Source organism: Micromonospora rubida (genome assembly GCF_009908295.1).
GTDB lineage: Bacteria > Actinomycetota > Actinomycetes > Mycobacteriales > Micromonosporaceae > Micromonospora > Micromonospora rubida.
Map to the genome: position 1 here is coordinate 675,677 of NZ_JAAALO010000004.1, position 16,753 is coordinate 692,429.

Annotated in this window: 14 protein-coding genes and 1 pseudogene; 9 read left to right on the plus strand and 6 right to left on the minus strand. The window is 71.8% G+C overall.

Annotated features, from left to right (window positions below; all coding sequences use genetic code 11):
* The first annotated feature begins 7 nt into the window (after window positions 1-7).
* The 3 genes and pseudogenes from GVV04_RS17605 to GVV04_RS32220 form a co-directional block, all read left to right on the plus strand.
* Window positions 8-175, plus strand: coding sequence for a DUF4244 domain-containing protein (locus GVV04_RS17605; protein WP_007074167.1), 168 nt, complete (start codon window positions 8-10; stop codon window positions 173-175).
* A gap of 128 nt (window positions 176-303) precedes the next feature.
* Complete coding sequence (locus GVV04_RS17610) at window positions 304-621, plus strand: TadE family type IV pilus minor pilin (protein WP_201753745.1); 318 nt, start codon at window positions 304-306, stop codon at window positions 619-621.
* 155 nt (window positions 622-776) lie between these two features.
* A pseudogene (locus tag GVV04_RS32220) lies at window positions 777-1,124 on the plus strand (Rv3654c family TadE-like protein); the annotation flags it as partial.
* Window positions 1,125-1,795: 671 nt separating this feature from the next.
* Here the strand turns inward: GVV04_RS32220 and GVV04_RS17620 are convergent.
* The 5 genes from GVV04_RS17620 to GVV04_RS17635 all read right to left on the minus strand — a co-directional run bounded on the left by GVV04_RS17620 (window position 1,796) and on the right by GVV04_RS17635 (window position 6,842).
* Window positions 1,796-2,311, minus strand: coding sequence for a putative immunity protein (locus GVV04_RS17620; protein ID WP_161689100.1), 516 nt, complete (start codon window positions 2,309-2,311; stop codon window positions 1,796-1,798).
* Window positions 2,308-2,937 carry a putative immunity protein gene (locus GVV04_RS34405; protein WP_328822429.1) on the minus strand — a complete coding sequence of 210 codons (630 nt, stop codon included), beginning with the start codon at window positions 2,935-2,937 and terminating at the stop codon, window positions 2,308-2,310. Before GVV04_RS34405 ends, GVV04_RS17620 begins: the two co-directional genes overlap by 4 nt.
* Window positions 2,938-3,287: 350 nt before the next feature.
* Entirely contained in the window at window positions 3,288-3,590 is a 303-nt protein-coding gene (locus GVV04_RS17625) for a hypothetical protein (RefSeq protein WP_161689101.1), read from the minus strand.
* 126 nt (window positions 3,591-3,716) lie between these two features.
* A complete protein-coding gene (locus tag GVV04_RS17630) occupies window positions 3,717-4,295 on the minus strand; it encodes an LURP-one-related/scramblase family protein (RefSeq protein WP_161689102.1) in 579 nt (192 codons plus the stop codon).
* 102 nt (window positions 4,296-4,397) lie between these two features.
* Window positions 4,398-6,842 carry a DEAD/DEAH box helicase gene (locus GVV04_RS17635; protein ID WP_407938809.1) on the minus strand — a complete coding sequence of 815 codons (2,445 nt, stop codon included), beginning with the start codon at window positions 6,840-6,842 and terminating at the stop codon, window positions 4,398-4,400.
* Between the two features lie 132 nt (window positions 6,843-6,974).
* On the opposite strand from GVV04_RS17635, the gene GVV04_RS17640 reads away from it, so the two are divergent.
* The 6 genes from GVV04_RS17640 (at window position 6,975) to topA (ending at window position 15,152) form a co-directional block, all read left to right on the plus strand.
* A complete protein-coding gene (locus GVV04_RS17640) occupies window positions 6,975-7,331 on the plus strand; it encodes an STAS domain-containing protein (protein ID WP_161689103.1) in 357 nt (118 codons plus the stop codon).
* On the plus strand, window positions 7,328-7,765 hold the full coding sequence (locus tag GVV04_RS17645; protein WP_161689443.1) for an ATP-binding protein: 438 nt from the start codon (window positions 7,328-7,330) through the stop codon (window positions 7,763-7,765). The genes GVV04_RS17640 and GVV04_RS17645 overlap by 4 nt, the downstream gene beginning before the upstream one ends.
* Before the next feature lie 365 nt (window positions 7,766-8,130).
* Complete coding sequence (locus GVV04_RS17650; RefSeq protein ID WP_161689104.1) at window positions 8,131-10,521, plus strand: sodium-translocating pyrophosphatase; 2,391 nt, start codon at window positions 8,131-8,133, stop codon at window positions 10,519-10,521.
* A 189-nt stretch (window positions 10,522-10,710) separates the two neighbouring features.
* On the plus strand, window positions 10,711-11,253 hold the full coding sequence (locus GVV04_RS17655) for a hypothetical protein (RefSeq protein ID WP_161689105.1): 543 nt from the start codon (window positions 10,711-10,713) through the stop codon (window positions 11,251-11,253).
* On the plus strand, window positions 11,244-11,924 hold the full coding sequence (locus tag GVV04_RS17660; protein ID WP_161689106.1) for a hypothetical protein: 681 nt from the start codon (window positions 11,244-11,246) through the stop codon (window positions 11,922-11,924). Before GVV04_RS17655 ends, GVV04_RS17660 begins: the two co-directional genes overlap by 10 nt.
* A 408-nt stretch (window positions 11,925-12,332) precedes the next feature.
* Window positions 12,333-15,152, plus strand: coding sequence for a type I DNA topoisomerase (topA, locus tag GVV04_RS17665; RefSeq protein ID WP_161689107.1), 2,820 nt, complete (start codon window positions 12,333-12,335; stop codon window positions 15,150-15,152).
* A gap of 68 nt (window positions 15,153-15,220) precedes the next feature.
* Here topA and GVV04_RS17670 read toward each other — a convergent pair whose 3' ends face one another.
* Window positions 15,221-16,540 carry a D-arabinono-1,4-lactone oxidase gene (locus GVV04_RS17670; protein ID WP_161689108.1) on the minus strand — a complete coding sequence of 440 codons (1,320 nt, stop codon included), beginning with the start codon at window positions 16,538-16,540 and terminating at the stop codon, window positions 15,221-15,223.
* Window positions 16,541-16,753 lie beyond the last annotated feature (213 nt).

Below are 16,753 nucleotides of genomic sequence, written 5' to 3' on the forward strand. Positions count from 1 at the left end.
GACAAGCATGCGCAAGATCCTCACCCGCCTGCGCGGGGACGCCGGGATGAACACCGCCGAGTACGCCGTCGGCACCCTCGCCGCCGTCGCGTTCGCCGGCATCCTGCTCAAGGTGCTGACCTCGGGCAACGTGCAGTCCGCGCTGACCGCCGTCATCGACCGGGCGCTGAAGTGACCACCCGCCGGCAGGCCGGGGGCGACCGGGGTGCGTCTGTGCGTCAGCCGGAGGCGGTTCGGGCGACCGCGTCGGCGCGGCGGCGTACGGTCCGGTCGCCACGGGAGCGCGGATCGTTCACGGCCGAACTGGCCGCCGGCCTGCCGGCGTTGCTGTTGCTCCTGCTCGCCGGTCTCACGGCGGTGAACGCGGTCGCCACCAGGGCGGCCTGCCTGGGAGCGGCCCGGGAGGCGGCGCTGGCCGCCTCCCGGGGCCAGCCCGGAGGGCCGGCGGGCGCTGCGGCGGCTCCGGCTGGGGCCGACGTCTCGGTGACGGTGGACGGCGAACGGGTCACCGCGACGGTTCGGGCGCCGGTCCGCGCCCTCGGTGCGCTTCTGCCCCGGATCGCCGTGAGCGCCAGCGCGGTCGCCGCCGTCGAGCCGGGCACCCCGGGACCGCAACCGTGACGGCCCGCAACCGTCGGGCCGGGAGTGCCCGTGAACACCACTGCGGTCGTAGGCGTCGGGCCGGGAGTGCCCGCGAACACCACTGCGGTCGCGGGCGTCGGGTCGGGCGTCCTGGAAGTTTCGATGTTCAGCGGCGAGGTGCCGGCACTCCCTGGGCTGGGCGCGAGCGGGGCGGGGCGACGGTGTGCCTGCTCGCGGTCGGGCTGGTGTTCGTCGTGGTGGGCCTGTTCGGGGCGGCGGTCGGTGCGGCCCGGGTCGCCCGGCAGCAGGCCCGGGTGGCGGCGGACTTCGGCGCGCTCGCCGGGGCGGGCCGGGCCCTGGCCGGTGAACAGGTGGCCTGCGCGTCCGCCGACGAGGTAGTACGGGCCAACGGGGCGCGGCTGACCGGCTGTCGGCTGGACGGGCTGGACGCCGTGGTTACGGCGGAGGTGACGGTCACCCCGGCACCCGGCCTCACCCGGGTCGCCACGGTGACCTCCCGTGCCGGGCCGGTGCGGGCGTGAGCGTCGTCGGCGGGTAGCCGCGGCGGCGCGAGCCACGGCGGCGACGTGGCGGCGGGTGAGCGGGCGGCCCAGACCGACACCACGTTCAGCCTGGTCGACCGCGGCGCGCTCTGACTCGAGCCGTGCGCCGACGTGGATTCCGTCGGTCGCGCGGTCGACGTGCGTCAGCCGGTTCGGGCGGGCTGTAGCGGAGAGGCGAAACTGCGTTCAGTGAGGTGATCTCAACAAGGTTTTGATAGGTGTCGGTATTCGAAGTGTGTGAGGTGGAGTGCGGCGTGGACGATGTCGCCGGTTCTTCGTGGGCTGGCTGTGTGGTGGCGTAGGGTCCGCCAGCGTCCGGTGAGGATCGTGAAGCCGCGTTCTCCGAGGCATCGCATCGATCGGAGGGTGGTGTTGTAGCTGCGGTCGTCGACCGCCTGGTAGAAGCAGGTCAAGGCCCGTGTTTTCGATCGGGTGCCGACCGTGCGGCGCTCGGCACGAAGCAGCCGCGCCACGTGCTGCACGAGTTCCCTGGGCACGTCGGATAGGCGATCACGTGGAGCCCTCTCGAAGACTGGATTCTGTCGCAAGAACCTGTCTATCGATGGCTCCACGCCTACATCCAGCCCTGCCCGTTATGGGAATTAGGCGCGTTTCGAACCAATCAACCCTTTTGTGTTGCTGAGATCAACTCAGTCGCCGAAGACAAACCAACAGATGCTGTTCCTGCGCTTCTGGTCCTCAATGACCAGGTCGCGAACGTGCTCCGGAAGGTGGCTACGCTGCCAGTCGCGTTCGACTCGCCCCACCTGTCGCGCCTCCCCAGGCTCCGCTGCGGCTCGAACCGCTTTAATTGCGTACGCAGCAGCGCCCAGGTCGTGCTCGGGAACATGGGCCACACATGCGGCCTGACCGGCGGAGTATGCAGCGAAGCGTGCCGCTCCACTGAGCGGACGAGCAGCGCCCATGGCATGACCACCGAGCGCCCGGGTGACCATCATTGCGGCCTCGCCGCGCACCCAGGCCCGCGTCGCCTCGATCGCCTGCCGAGGACGCTGGTCAGAGGGCTGAGTTCTCTCGAACAGGGGCAGGACGTGCTCAGCACAGGCGGCTGCCCAAAGGGCAAGGGCCTGATGGTCGGCATCGGTGAGCGACCCGCCGCGCCGAATGGTCACGAGGCGGGGGTCGCGATCCGGCGGGAGAATCATTTTCCTTCCCCTATCTGGCGTTCGATGATGTCCGAGCTGTCTCGGAGCGCTACGTCGAGTCGGTGCATCAGCTGGGCGACCCGGTGGGAGCCCTCCGGGGTGGTGGGGTACCGGCTCAGGACCGAGACGAGTCGGGGAGTGGCTCGTCGTCGCGCTGTTTCGAGAGAGGTTTCCGCAGCGTGCGGCACATCCGTACGGATGAGTTCTGTGGCACGTGCGGCGTGAGCTGCGGCGCGCAGAATGTGATTCACCTGAGCGGCGTCCGCCAAGGGATGGAGGTAAACGGACGCGGCGGCGTCACCTGCCGCCATGGCGGCGTGGTGAGCCGCTCTTGAGGGGGCGTCCTTTGCGGCCCTGTGTGCAGCAAAAGCCGTTATTCGTTGCAACTTCGAGCGCGACGCACCCTGAACAATGTTCTGAGCTGCCTCGATCGCCCGGCGCGGCCTGGCGTCATTCGGGCTGGCAGACTCGTAGATAGGTAGCACTTCCGCAGCGGCGGCCACGGCGAATGTAGTTACCTCCCGCAACTCGAATGCTGTCAGCAAGAAGTCGGGCTTCCGGGCGGTTCTTCCGGCCTGGGCTCTGCGAGAGTCCCGCGCCTGCGGTGTGCCCGATTCTTTGTCCATGGGATTCCATCGTAACGGTGATCCCTCGGTGGAGGGTTTTGGGCGATGGGAGCTGATGGCGTGCCCGCAACCTTCAAATCCGGTTCGCTGCGACGTCGTGTGCAGCGCTGGGCGTCACGACGTCCGATACCGTTGCCGGGCTAACCCAGCGCGGGGAGGGGCATGGCCGGCGTAGCGGCGACTCACGGGGAAATTTGCGGGAGATGTGGCATAGGTGAGGTCCGGCAAATCGAGGCCCGCTCCTCATGCCGGGGACCACTGCCGGGAGCACCCATTTTCGGCGATTCGCTGGGGGCTATGACTGACCACTCCGGAGATCTTGGAAGCAAATGGCCCCTGGAGGGGCCGTTTCATTCCAAGATCTCGGGCAATCTTAAGGAGTGGAACAAACTTTCCGGATTGTGGGTGAACTTTGGGCGGGATCGGTGGGGCGGGGTCGGTGGCCAGCGCGGTGGCTGGCCGCGGACCGCGCGCTGGCCGCCAGCCGGGACGCCGACGACCAGCTTCTGACGGGCGCCGCCGCCGTTCAGCTCGGGTACGCGCTGCTGGCGCAGGGGCAGGCCCGGCACGCGATGGAAGTCAGTATCGCGGCGGCCCACCCGATTGCGCCGCCGAATCCGCTTGCCGGTCCCGCCGACCAGTTGTCCGTCCACGGGACGCTAGCCGTTCACCGGCGACGAGCCTCGACGTCCTGCGCCTGGCCGAGGAGATGGGAGTAATCGTCTGATCTCTCCCCGGCCCGGTCCCGACTCGCGGAGCCGGGACCCAGGGCCGTCGGGTCAGCGGCCCTGGAGGGCGTCCAGGCCGATCGCCATGGCGATCACGAGGCGGCGGTCGATCTGCGGGTTCTGCACCTCGACGACGTACCGGTCGCGCAGGCCCCACTTCTTGATGACCGAGAAGATCGGCTGGCCGCCGGCGACGAAGTCGAAGTGGTACGGCAGCCAGGACAGCGAGTCCACGAACCGGCGCAGCAGCGCCACCGGCATGCTCCGCTCCTGGCCGGTGATCTGGGGCAGCCCGCCCTGCTCGACGTGCCACGTCGAGCGGAGCAGCGACTGGGCGAAGTCCTTGCGGAACAGCCCGATCGGGTTACCGGCCTGGTCGGTCACGTCGTACGTGGCGCCGAGGTCGAGCCGCTGCCGGGCCTTGAAGCCGAGCAGCGGGTGCTGCTTGGTGTCGTCGGTGTAGATGGTCACCTGCTCCTTGAAGGCGAGCCGCTTCTGCTGCGCGAACGCGAGCAGCTCGCCCTCCGACCCGTCGGGGGCGACGGCGTGGACCTGGTACTGGTTGACCATCAGTCGGATCCGCTGGCGGATGTGGAACTGCTGCTGGTGCTGCAAGGTGTCGAGCTGCATGAAATCTCCTTCGATGAGTCGCCGAGTGTCGCACAGCCCCCACCCCCCGCCCGCCCCGACCGTGGCCGGTCGCCCCAGACGCCCGGCCCGGGCCCTGCCGTCTCACCCGCCGGCTCCGGCTCCGGGCGGCCCGGCGTCGGGCGCGTCGGTGGGGCCGGGTTGCCGGGGCGGGTGCTCGGTCGGCAGGTTGGCCAGCACCACGTCGAGGACCCGGACGGCGTCCGGCTTCGACAGCGGGTTGTTGCCGTTGCCGCACTTCGGGGACTGGACGCAGGACGGGCACCCCGCCTCGCAGCCGCACTCGGCGATCGCGTCGCGGGTGGCCCGGAGCCACTGCGCCGCCGTCCGGTACGCCCGCTCGGCGAACCCAGCCCCGCCCGGGTGGCCGTCGTACACGAAGACGGTGGGGGCCTCGGTGTCCGGGTGCAGCGCCGTGGAGAGCCCGCCGATGTCCCACCGGTCGCAGGTGGCCATCAGTGGCAGCAGCCCGATCCCGGCGTGCTCGGCGGCGTGCAGCGCCCCGGAGACGTCCGCCGGCGCGACCCCCGCCGAGGTCATCGACTCCGGGGACAGGGTGAACCAGACCGCGACGGTGCGCAGCTCCCGGGCCGGCAGGTCCAGCGGCCGGGTGTCGATCACCTCGCCGGAGGCGATCCGCCGCCGCTGGTACGACACCACCTGGCTGGTCACGTCGACCTCGCCGAGGAACAGCCCGACCGGCCCGGCGTCGACGTACGAGCGCACCGAGGCCACGGTCAGCGAGGTGACGTCCCGGGCGTGGGTGGACCAGTCCGGCTCCTCGGGGTGCACCAGCGCGCAGCCGTCGGCCAGGTCGAGCGCGTCGACCACGTACGAGACGCCCTGGTGCAGGTAGACCGCGCCGGGGTGCAGCAGGAAGTGCGACGAGCCGCCGTCCACGGTGCCGAGCAGCCGTCCGGTGGCCGCCTCCACCACGCACACCGGTGCCCCGCCCTCGCCGCGCAGGTCGACCTCGGGTCGCTCACGGTGCCGCCAGTACCAGCCGGTCGGCCGCTGCCGCAGCGCACCCGTCTCGACGAGCGAGTCGACGGCCTCCTTCGCACCCTCCCCGAAGAGGTCCAGGTCGGCCGGGGTGAGCGGGGCCTCGGCCGCCGCGCAGGCGAGCTGCGGGGCGAGCACGTAGGGGTTGGCCGGGTCGAGCACGGTCGCCTCGACCGGCCGCCCGAACAGGGCCTCCGGGTGGTGCACCAGGTAGGTGTCCAGCGGGTCGTCCCGGGCCACCAGCACCGCGAGGGCCTCGCCGCCGGAGCGCCCGGCCCGGCCGGCTTGCTGCCACAGCGACGCCCGGGTGCCCGGCCACCCGCAGATCAGCACGGCGTCCAGCCCGACCAGGTCGACGCCCAGCTCCAGCGCGTTGGTCGAGGCGAGCCCGAGCAGGTCGCCGTGCAACAGCGCCCGTTCCAGCTCGCGCCGCTCCTCGCGCAGGTATCCGCCCCGGTAGGCGGCCACCCGCTCGCCCAGCCCGGGGACCGCCTCGTCCAGGGCGCGGCGGGCGTTGGCGGCCACCACCTCGGCGCCCTTGCGGGACCGGACGAAGGCGAGGGTGCGTACCCCCGCGGCGACCGTGTCGGCGAGCAGGTCGGCGGTCTCCCGCAGCGCCGACCGGCGCACCGGCGCGAGGTCGGCGACGGTGGCGTCGGCTTCGGCGGCGTCGGCATCGGCGGGCAGCAGCGGTGGCTCCCAGAGGGCGAAGGTCACCCCGCCGCGCGGGGAGGCGTCCTCGGTGACGGCGGCCACCGGCAGGCCGGTGAGCCGCCCGGCCGTCGTCGCCGGGTCGCCCGACGTGGCCGAGGCCAGGATGAACACGGGGGTACGGCCGAAGCGCGCGCACTGCCTGCGCAACCGGCGCAGCACGTGCGCGACGTGCGAGCCGAACACCCCCCGGTAGGTGTGACACTCGTCGACGATCACGTACGCCAGCCGGCGCAGGAAGCCGGACCAGCGGGCGTGCCCGGGGAGGATTCCGTGGTGCAGCATGTCGGGGTTGGTCAGCACGAACCGGGCGTGCTGGCGGATCCAGTCCCGTTCGGCGCGCGGGGTGTCCCCGTCGTAGCAGGCGGGGCGCACCCCGTCGAGTTCCAGGCCGGCGACGGCGCGTAGCTGGTCGGCGGCGAGCGCCTTGGTGGGCGCCAGGTAGAGCACCGTGGCCCGGGGGTCGGCGAGCAGGGTGGCCAGCGCCGGAAGCTGGTACGCCAGGGACTTGCCGGATGCCGTCCCGGTGGCGACGACGACGCTCCTGCCCACGTACGCCAGGTCGGCGGCCTGGGCCTGGTGCCGCCAGGGCGCGACCACGCCGCGCCGGGCGAACGCCGCCCGCAGCGGCTCGGGCGTCCAGTCGGGCCACGGCGCCTGTTCCCCGGCCCGGGCCGGCACCCGCTCGACGTGGGTGACCGGGTCGGCGCCGGTACGTGCGCGCAGCCGGCGCAGCAGCTCGGCGGGTGCGCCCACCGGCGGGCGGTCGGGCCCGCGGCCTGCGGATACGGTTGCTGCGGGGCTCACGTCCTGCACTCTCGCACAAGTGTTCGGAGTTGACTGGCGTGGGTGTGGGTAAGGGGGAGCCGCCGCCGGTGACCTCACGAGCGCCGCAGGCGGGGATGGTTAGATGCCCAGGAGAGTTTACGACTCTTGCGAGGAGGACCGATGGAGCTGTCGCTGGCGACCCGTGCCGTGGGGGAGCACACGGTGCTTGAGGTCGGTGGTGAGGTGGACGTCTACACCGCACCCCGGCTGCGGGAACGGCTCTTGGAGCTGATCGACGGTGGGGCCCGTCACGTGGTGGTCGACCTGGGTCGGGTCGACTTCCTCGACTCCACCGGCCTGGGCGTGCTGGTGGGTGCGCTCAAGCGGCTGCGTTCGGCCGGCGGCAGCTTCGCGCTGGTCTGCGACAAGGAGCCGCTGCTCAAGATCTTCCGGATCACCGCGCTGGACCAGGTGTTCCCGCTGTACCCGACGGTCGACGCGGCCATCGGGGCCGATCCGACCGGCGCCGGCGTCTGATGGCCACGGTCCGGCTCTCCTTCTCCCCGGCCCCGGTGCACGTCCGCACCGCCCGGCTGGTCGGCGTCGCGGTGGCCCGGCGGGCCGGCGTGCGCGAGGACCTGCTCGACGAGGTGCGCCTGGCCATCGGCGAGGCGTGCACCCGGGCGGTGGCCCTGCACCGGCAATACCACGTGCCCGACCCGGTGCTGGTGGAGATGTCCGACGCCGGGTCGTACTCGGTGCGGGTGGTCGACCGGGCGCCGATCGAGGCCAGCATCGGCCTGACCGCGCTCGACGCCGACCAGCTCGCCAACGAGTCGCTCGATGAGGACGACCTGACCACCGGCGTGGGCTTCGCCCTGCTCGCCGGCTTCGTGGAGGACCTCCAGGTGCGCCCGGTCGACGAGGGCGTGGGCACCGAGGTCCGGATGGTCTGGCCGGTGGGTCGCTGACCTTCCGCTGACCCGTCGATCAACTTCTCTGGCTGACCCGCCGCTCAATCAACTGACCCGCTGCTCAGGCCGCGTCTCCCGATCGGGAGGGCGGCCCATCCGTCGTTCCCGGGCCTTATATCAGATTCTTTCATATAACACAGCGACGAAGATCATCCGGACACGGTGCCCTCCGGTGTGACCTCTGGCACTACGGAGGGCTACAGTACGCGGGTTGTCAGCAAGTGATCCTTCCCGCAGCCAGCGGGTATGGGTGTTCATCGCTGGTCCGCTGGGGTGGGTTGGCGCGCTTGCGAGTCCGCATCCAGGCGTCGGTCTGTGCGTCTCAACCGGCCGGCGCGAGCGTTCGGTACAGGAGGACACAGATGTCCGGGACCTTGGCCGCCGACGGCGGCGCACTGTCCCTTACCGGAGCCAACCTGACGTACGTCGTCATCGCCGCGGTCATCGCGCTGGTGGCACTCGTCTTCGCCGCCGCCTTGACCAAGGCCGTGCTGGCAGCCGGTAAGGGCACCACCAACATGCAGGAGATCTCCGGGGCGGTACAGGAGGGGGCCTCGGCCTACCTGCTCCGGCAGTTCAGGACCCTCGCGATCTTCGTGGTGATCGCCGTGGTGCTGCTCTTCCTGCTGCCGGTGCACGACACCGACGGCAGCGAGACCGCGGTGAAGATCGGTCGGTCCGCCTTCTTCGTGGTGGGCGCCGGCTTCAGCGCGTTCATCGGCGGCGCCGGCATGTGGCTGGCCACCCGCGCGAACCTGCGGGTCGCCGCCGCGGCCCGGGAGACGACCGGCGGCCGGGAGGGCGCCATGAAGATCGCCTTCCGCACCGGGGGCGTGGTCGGCTTCCTCACCGTCGGCCTCGGCCTGTTCGGCGCGGCGCTGGTGGTCCTGCTGTTCAAGGGCGACGCCCCGACCGTGCTGGAGGGCTTCGGCTTCGGCGCCGCCCTGCTGGCCATGTTCATGCGGGTCGGCGGCGGCATCTTCACCAAGGCCGCCGACGTCGGCGCCGACCTGGTCGGCAAGGTGGAGCAGGGCATCCCCGAGGACGACCCGCGCAACGCCGCCACCATCGCCGACAACGTGGGCGACAACGTCGGCGACTGCGCCGGCATGGCCGCCGACCTGTTCGAGTCGTACGCGGTCACGCTGGTCGCCGCGCTGATCCTCGGCCGGGCCGCCTTCGGCAACGACGGACTGGTCCTCCCGCTGATCATCTCCACGATCGGCGTGCTGGTGGCGATCGTCGGCGTGTTCATCACCCGGCTGCGCGCCTCCGACCGCAACGGCCTCACCGCGATCAACCGGGCCTTCTACATCTCCGCCCTGGTCTCGGCGGTGCTGGTCGCGATCGCCTCCTACGCGTACCTCAAGCCGACCTGGGCCGACCTGCTCGGGCCGGAGTGGCGGGCCAGCCTCGGCGTCGACGGCGGGGACCCACCGCTCGGCCCGCGCGGGGTGACCATCGCCGCCGTCGTCATCGGCATCGTGCTGGCCGCCGCGATCCAGGCGCTGACCGGCTACTTCACCGAAACCAACCGGCGCCCGGTGCAGGACATCGGCAAGAGCTCGCAGACCGGCGCGGCCACCGTCATCCTCGCCGGCATCAGCATCGGCCTGGAGTCGGCGGTCTACTCGGCGCTGCTGATCGGCGCGGGCGTCTTCGGCGCGTTCCTGCTCGGCGGCGGCTCCATCACGCTGTCGCTGTTCGCCGTGGCGCTGGCCGGCACCGGCCTGCTCACCACCGTCGGCGTGATCGTCGCCATGGACACCTTCGGGCCGATCTCCGACAACGCCCAGGGCATCGCCGAGATGTCCGGCGACATCGACGAGAACGGCGCCCGGATCCTCACCGAGCTGGACGCCGTCGGCAACACCACCAAGGCGATCACCAAGGGCATCGCGATCGCCACGGCGGTCCTCGCGGCGACCGCGCTGTTCGGCTCGTACACCGACACGCTGCGCACGGCGTACGCCGACGCGGGTGTGGGCGACGTCGGCGCGGAGATCCTCAACTCGCTGAACGTGGCGAACCCGCGCAACCTGGTCGGCCTGATCATCGGCGCGGCGGTGGTCTTTCTCTTCTCCGGCCTGGCCATCAACGCGGTGTCCCGCTCGGCCGGGGCCGTGGTGATGGAGGTCCGCCGGCAGTTCCGCGAGCTGCCCGGGATCATGGACGGCACCCAGCGCCCCGAGTACGGCAAGGTCGTCGACATCTGCACCCGGGACGCGCAGCGCGAGCTGATGACCCCCGGCCTGCTCGCCATCCTCGCCCCGATCGCGGTCGGCTTCGGCCTCGGGCCGGGCGCGCTGGCGGCGTACCTGGCCGGGGCGATCGGCGCCGGCACCCTGATGGCGGTGTTCCTGTCCAACTCCGGTGGCGCGTGGGACAACGCCAAGAAGCTCGTCGAGGACGGCGCGTACGGCGGCAAGGGCTCCGACTCGCACGCCGCCACGGTCATCGGCGACACCGTCGGCGACCCGTTCAAGGACACCGCCGGCCCGGCGATCAACCCGCTGATCAAGGTGATGAACCTGGTCTCGCTGCTGATCGCGCCGGCCGTCGTGGCGTGGAGCGTCGGTGACGATCGCAACGTCGGCCTGCGGATCGGCATCGCGGTGGTGGCCACGCTGATCATCGTGGCGTCGGTGGTGTTCAGCAAGCGCAAGGGCGTCGCGATGGGCGACACCGACGGCAGCGGCAGCGGCAGCGGCGCCAGCGGCGCCGACCAGCGGCCGGAGGCGGTCAACGCCTGAGTGGTGACACCGCGGGTTCCCGGCCGCCGGTCCGATACCGGCGGCCGGGAACCCGCCCCGTCCCGCAGCCGGGGCATCCACCCCAACTGCGAGATCAGTGGCCGGTCGGCTCCCGCCGGGGCCGGTAGCGGCCGGGGTCCGGCAAACCGAGCGATGGCACATCGGCGCGGAGGCCGTACGCTGCTTCGCATGCGCACGTGCCGGGCGGCGACCGCCGGAAAGCTCACGGTGGTCCTCGCCACGTTCGTCCTGACGCTGGCCGCCTGCGGTGGAGGCCCCAGCCCTCGGGCCTGGGCGGCGTCGGTGTGCGAGGCGCTCACCCCGTGGCGTGCCGAGATCAACAAGCTGACCAGCAGCACCCAGCAGCAGATGACCGCGAAGACCACCCCTGGGCAGGCGAAGGAGAACCTGGTGCGGCTCTTCGGCGGCGCGGAGCAGGCCAGCGAGACGGCCCGCCGCAAGGTCGACGAGGCCGGCGTCCCGGAGGCCGACCACGGCGAGGAGATCTCGCAGGGCTTCCAGGCGTCGCTGGGCAAGGTGCGCGACGCGTACGGCCGGGCCCGGACCACCATCGGCGGCCTGGGCACCGGCGAGCCGACCGCCTTCTACGACGGCGTGCGCGCTGCCGTGGACACGCTCAACAAGGAGTACGACGCCAGCGCCCTGGACACCAGCCGGCTCAGCTCCGAGGAACTCAAGAAGGCCTTCGACGAGGTCCCGGAGTGCCGCTGACGTCCCCCGACCGGCCACCCGACCCGGCTCGGCAGCTCTCGCTGTTCGGCGCCGAGGCGGCGGACCCGTCCGTCGCCGATCTGGCCGGCCTGCTCGCCGGCCCGGGGGAGATGGTACGGATGGGTGGCACCGCGCGGCTGTCGATCGTGGTGGACGCCGCCTGGCGGGTGCACGTGCTCGTCGCCGAGCTGGCCCGGCGTGGGCTCGCCGCGACCTGGGAGGCGACCGCTGACCAGCGGCACCTGGTCCGCACCTCGTACGCCAGCACGCTGGCCCCGCTGACCCTCGCCTGGTTCCGCGACCCGCCGGGCCCCGCCCCTGCCCTCGCCGCCGGCGGCCCCGCCCCGGCCGCCCCGACCGCCGGCGTCCCGGTCAAGCGACCACCCGCCGGGTTCCACCTCAACGGCCGGCGGCTGCGGCTCTGGGTGGCCGCCGCCGGGAAGTCCGACCCGCCCGGATTCCTGCTCCGCCTCGGCGTGGACGACGAGGCATGCCGGGAGCCGGTCGGCGCCGCCCTGGCCGCCGTCGGCCTGCCGGCGGCGCTACTGGACGCGGAGGCGGGCGGGCCGGCGTACCGAATCACCGGCCGTCGCCGCCTGGCCCGCCTGGCCGACCTCATCGGCGACCCCCCGCCCACCGCCCCGCCCCTCGCCTGGCCCCACCAGGCCTGACCCCAACCCCCGGTGCCATGGTGCCCCGTAAAAGCGGCGGACCGGCCTCAACCGCCACCACAGGCCCCTGATCGGCGTCAGGGTGGGTACGCGAGGTGTGGCCAGATGTCCGATCGGGGACAGCTCGGCCGTCGGTTTGCCGCGCGAACGGGCTGGTAAGTCATCGGCCGAGGGGGCGGCATCGTCACAGTGGCCCGCTCGGCACCCTACACACGGTGTACGGTGGCGCCGTCCGGCAAGACCGTCAACGGCGCCCGGGATGCGGGGGGCGGGTTGGCCGCCCGCGAAACCCGAGACGTGGGCGGCGCGTTACGTTGGACATCCGGACCGCCGGCGGTTCCGGCGGACCGAGGGTGGTCCGCGCCTCGGACCCGGCCGGCCACGAGCAGGAGTGAGGTCGCAGGAGACGTGCCGAGCAACGCCAGGACCACCCGTCTTGTCATCGTCGAATCACCGGCGAAGGCCAAGACGATCTCGGGCTACCTCGGCCCGGGGTACTTCGTGGAGGCCAGCTTCGGTCACGTCCGCGACCTGCCCCGCAACGCCGCCGACGTGCCGGCCAAGTACAAGGGTGAGTCGTGGGCCCGCCTCGGCGTCGACGTCGACAACGGCTTCCACGCCCTCTACGTGGTCTCGCCCGACCGCAAGCAGCAGATCAGCAAGCTGGTGAAGCTGGCCAAGGAAGTCGACGAGATCTTCCTGGCGACGGACGAGGACCGCGAGGGCGAGGCGATCGCCTGGCACCTGGTGGAGACCCTCAAGCCCAAGGTGCCGGTCAAGCGGATGGTGTTCCACGAGATCACCAAGCCGGCGATCCAGGCCGCGGTGGCCAACCCGCGCGAGATCGACCGGGACCTGGTCGACGCCCAGGAGGCCCGGCGCATCCTCGACCGGCTGTACGGCTACGAGGTCTCGCCGGTGCTGTGGAAGAAGGTCATGCCGAAGCTCTCGGCGGGCCGGGTGCAGTCCGTGGCGACCCGGATCGTGGTCGAGCGGGAGCGGCAGCGGATGGCGTTCCGCACCGCCGAGTACTGGGACATCCTGGCCACCCTGGCCGTGGCGAAGCCGGGCGAGGGGCCGCGCACCTTCAACGCCACCCTGGTGGCGCTGAACGGCGACCGGATCGCGACCGGCAAGGACTTCGAGCCGACCACCGGCCGGGTGAAGCCCGGGGCGGGCGTGGTGCACCTCGACGCCGGCGGCGCACGCGGGCTCGCCGCCCGACTTCAGGGGCAGCCGTTCAAGGTCACCCGGGTCGAGGAGAAGCCCTACCGCCGCCGCCCGTACGCGCCGTTCATCACCTCGACCCTCCAGCAGGAGGCGGCCCGCAAGCTGCGGCTCTCGTCCCAGCAGACGATGCGCACCGCGCAGCGGCTCTACGAGAACGGCTACATCACCTACATGCGTACCGACTCGGTGAACCTGTCGGAGACCGCCATCACGGCGGCCCGCCGGCAGATCGTCGAGCTGTACGGCGAGCGCAGCGTGCCGCCGGAGCCGCGTCGCTACACCGGCAAGGTGAAGAACGCCCAGGAGGCGCACGAGGCGATCCGCCCGGCGGGGGACAACTTCCGCACCCCGGGCGAGGTGGCCAAGGAGCTGTCGGGCGAGGAGTTCAAGCTCTACGAGCTGATCTGGCGGCGCACCATCGCCTCGCAGATGACCGACGCAATCGGCTCCAGCGTCTCGGTGCGCATCCGGGCGGTGTCCTCCGCGCAGGAGGAGGCCGACTTCGGCGCGACCGGCAAGACCATCACCGACCCGGGTTTCCTGCGGGCGTACGTCGAGTCGTCCGACGACGAGACCGCCGAGGCCGAGGACGCCGAGCGCCGGCTGCCGAACCTGGTCAAGGACCAGCCGCTGACCGCCGACGAGTTGGCCGCACAGGGGCACCACACCCAGCCGCCGTCGCGCTACACCGAGGCGTCGCTGGTCAAGGCAATGGAAGAGCTGGGCATCGGCCGCCCGTCGACGTACTCGTCGATCATGCAGACGATCCAGGACCGCGGGTACGTGACCAAGCGCGGCCAGGCGCTCATCCCGACCTTCGTGGCGTTCGCGGTGATCGGCCTGCTGGAGCGCCACTACCCCCGGCTGGTCGACTACGACTTCACCGCCAGCATGGAGAACGAGCTGGACGAGATCGCCAGCGGCGACCACGCTGCGGTCGACTTCCTCACCGCGTTCTACTTCGGCAGCGCCAACGGCGCCGGCGACCAGACCATCGCCCGCTCCGGCGGCCTGAAGAAGCTGGTCACCGAGAACCTCAGCGAGATCGACGCACGCAGCGTCAACTCGATCCCGCTGTTCGCCGACGAGGAGGGACGCGAGGTCGTCGTCCGGGTCGGGCGCTACGGTCCGTACCTCCAGCGGGAGCTGCCCGGCGGCGAGCCGGCGGCGCAGGCGGAGGGCGAGGAGGGCGGCGGCCAGGGCGACCGGGCGCCGATCCCCGAGGGGCTGGCCCCGGACGAGCTGACCCCGGAGAAGGTGCACGAGCTGTTCCTGGGCGGGGGCGGCGAGCGCAAGCTCGGCGACGACCCCGGCACCGGCGAGCCGATCCTGCTCAGGTCCGGCCGGTTCGGCCCGTACGTGGCCAGCGGCGAGCGCAAGTCGTCGCTGCTGCGCTCGCAGTCGCCGGACTCGCTGACCTTCGCCGAGGCGTTGAAGCTGCTCAGCCTGCCCCGGCTGATCGGGGTGGCCCCGGACGGCGTCGAGGTGTTCGCCAACAACGGCCGCTACGGCCCGTACGTCAAGCAGGGTGACGAGTTCCGCTCGCTGGACTCGGAAGACAAGATGTTCACGGTCACGCTGGACGAGGCGCTGGCCCTGCTGGCCGCCCCGAAGGCCCGCCAGCGCCGGGCCGCCGCGCCCCCGCTGCGGGAGATGGGCGTCGACCCGCTGACCGAGAAGCCGATGGTCATCAAGGACGGCCGGTTCGGCCCGTACGTGACGGACGGCGAGTTCAACGCGTCCCTGCGACGCGGGCAGACGCCGGAGGCGCTGAGCATCGAGGAAGCCTCCGAGATGCTCGCCGAGAAGCGCGCGAAGGGCCCCGCGCCGAAGAAGGCCCCGGCGAAGAAGGCCCCCGCGAAGAAGACCACGGCGAAGAAGACCACGGCCGCCAAGAAGACCACGGCCGCGAAGTCCACCGCGACGAAGTCGACGGCCAAGAAGGCCACCCCGGCGAAGAAGACCCCCCCGACAAAGGCCACCGCCCCCACCGACTGACGCCGTCCCGCCCAGATCTTGGAAGGAAACGGCCCTTCCGGGGGCCACTTCCTTCCAAGATCTGGGGGTCAGGCGCCGAAGAGGGTGTCCAGGTGGGGGGTTCTGAAGATGCCTGCCGGGTCCAGGCGGGTGCGGATGGCCTGGAAGTCGGCGAACCTCGGGTACGCCGGGGCCAGCGACGCCGCGTCGCGCCAGTGCAGCTTGCCCCAGTGCGGACGGCCGCCCAGGCCGGCGGCGACCTGCTCGAAGGCCCGGAAGTACGGCTCGTACGGCATTCCGACGTACTGGTGGACGGCGATGTACGCCGACTCGCGCCCGTACCCGTGCGACAGCCAGATGTCGTCCGGGGCGGTGAACCGGACCTCGACCGGGAAGAGCACCTTGAACGGGAGCCCGTCGACGATCCGGCGCAGCGCGTCCAGCGCCTCGGGCAGGGCGGCGCGCGGCAGGCCGTACTCCATCTCCACGAACCGGACCCGGCGCGGGGTGCAGAAGACCTCGTCGGAGCGGCCGGTGTAGGTGCGCTCGGTGAGCGCCCGGGCGGAGACCGCGCTGATCGTCGGCACCAGTTTGGGCACGGCCCGGCCGAGCCGACACGCCCCGGCGAAGACCGTGTTGGCCAGGAAGTCGTCGTCCAGCCAGCCGCGCCAGCCGGGCAGCGGCCGATCGTCGGCCGGCGTCCGGTCGTTGACCTTGACCTGCACCCGGTCGGTGTACGGGAACCAGTAGAACTCGACGTGGTCGTGGGCCGAGATCAGGGCCGGCAGGTCGGACAGCACCTCGGCGAGCGGGGCGGGCCGCTCGTGGGCGCGGAGGACGAAGGCGTCCACGCAGCGCAGGGTCACCTCGGTCAGCACCCCGATGGCGCCGAGGGAGACCCGGGCGGCGGCGAACACGTCCGGGTGCTGCTCGGCGGAGCAGTGCAGCACCTCGCCGGTGCCGGTGACCAGGGTGAGCGCCTCGACGAAGGTCGACAGGCAGCCGTACGCGGCCCCGGTGCCGTGGGTGCCGGTGGAGATCGCCCCGGCGATGGTCTGCGCGTCGATGTCGCCGAGGTTGGGCATGGCCAGCCCGTTGGCGGCGAGCAGGGCGTTGAGTCGGTGCAGGTGCATTCCGGCCGGTACGGTAACGAGGCGTCGACCTCGATCGATCCGCACCTCGGTGTCCAGTTCCGTCAGCTCCATCCGGCGGCCGTCGGTGCGGGCGACGGGGGTGAAGGAATGGCCGCTGCCGACCGCCCGGATCCGTTCGCCGGCCGCCCCGGCGGCCCGGACGGCGTCGGCGACGTCGGCGACCGTGCGAGGGCGGAGGATGGCGGTGGCGGTGCTGTGCTGGTTGCCGGCCCAGTTGGTCCAGGCGGCGGTGGTGAGCGGTGCGGTGCTGGCCATGCGCGCTCCTCGACGTGAATATGAGCTGTCTTCATATCAGGAACGTTGTGCCTGGTAAATACCGCAATCGAGGTCCGCTCGTTGTACCGGTAGTCACGCACTCGTGACGTGCAGATATGTTCATCCGTCGAAGGGGGGTGGCCGAGTGTCCACACCAGCCGCCACGACCGGGCCGCTGCGCCGGGTACCGGTCCAGGGTCGAAGCGTGGCGCG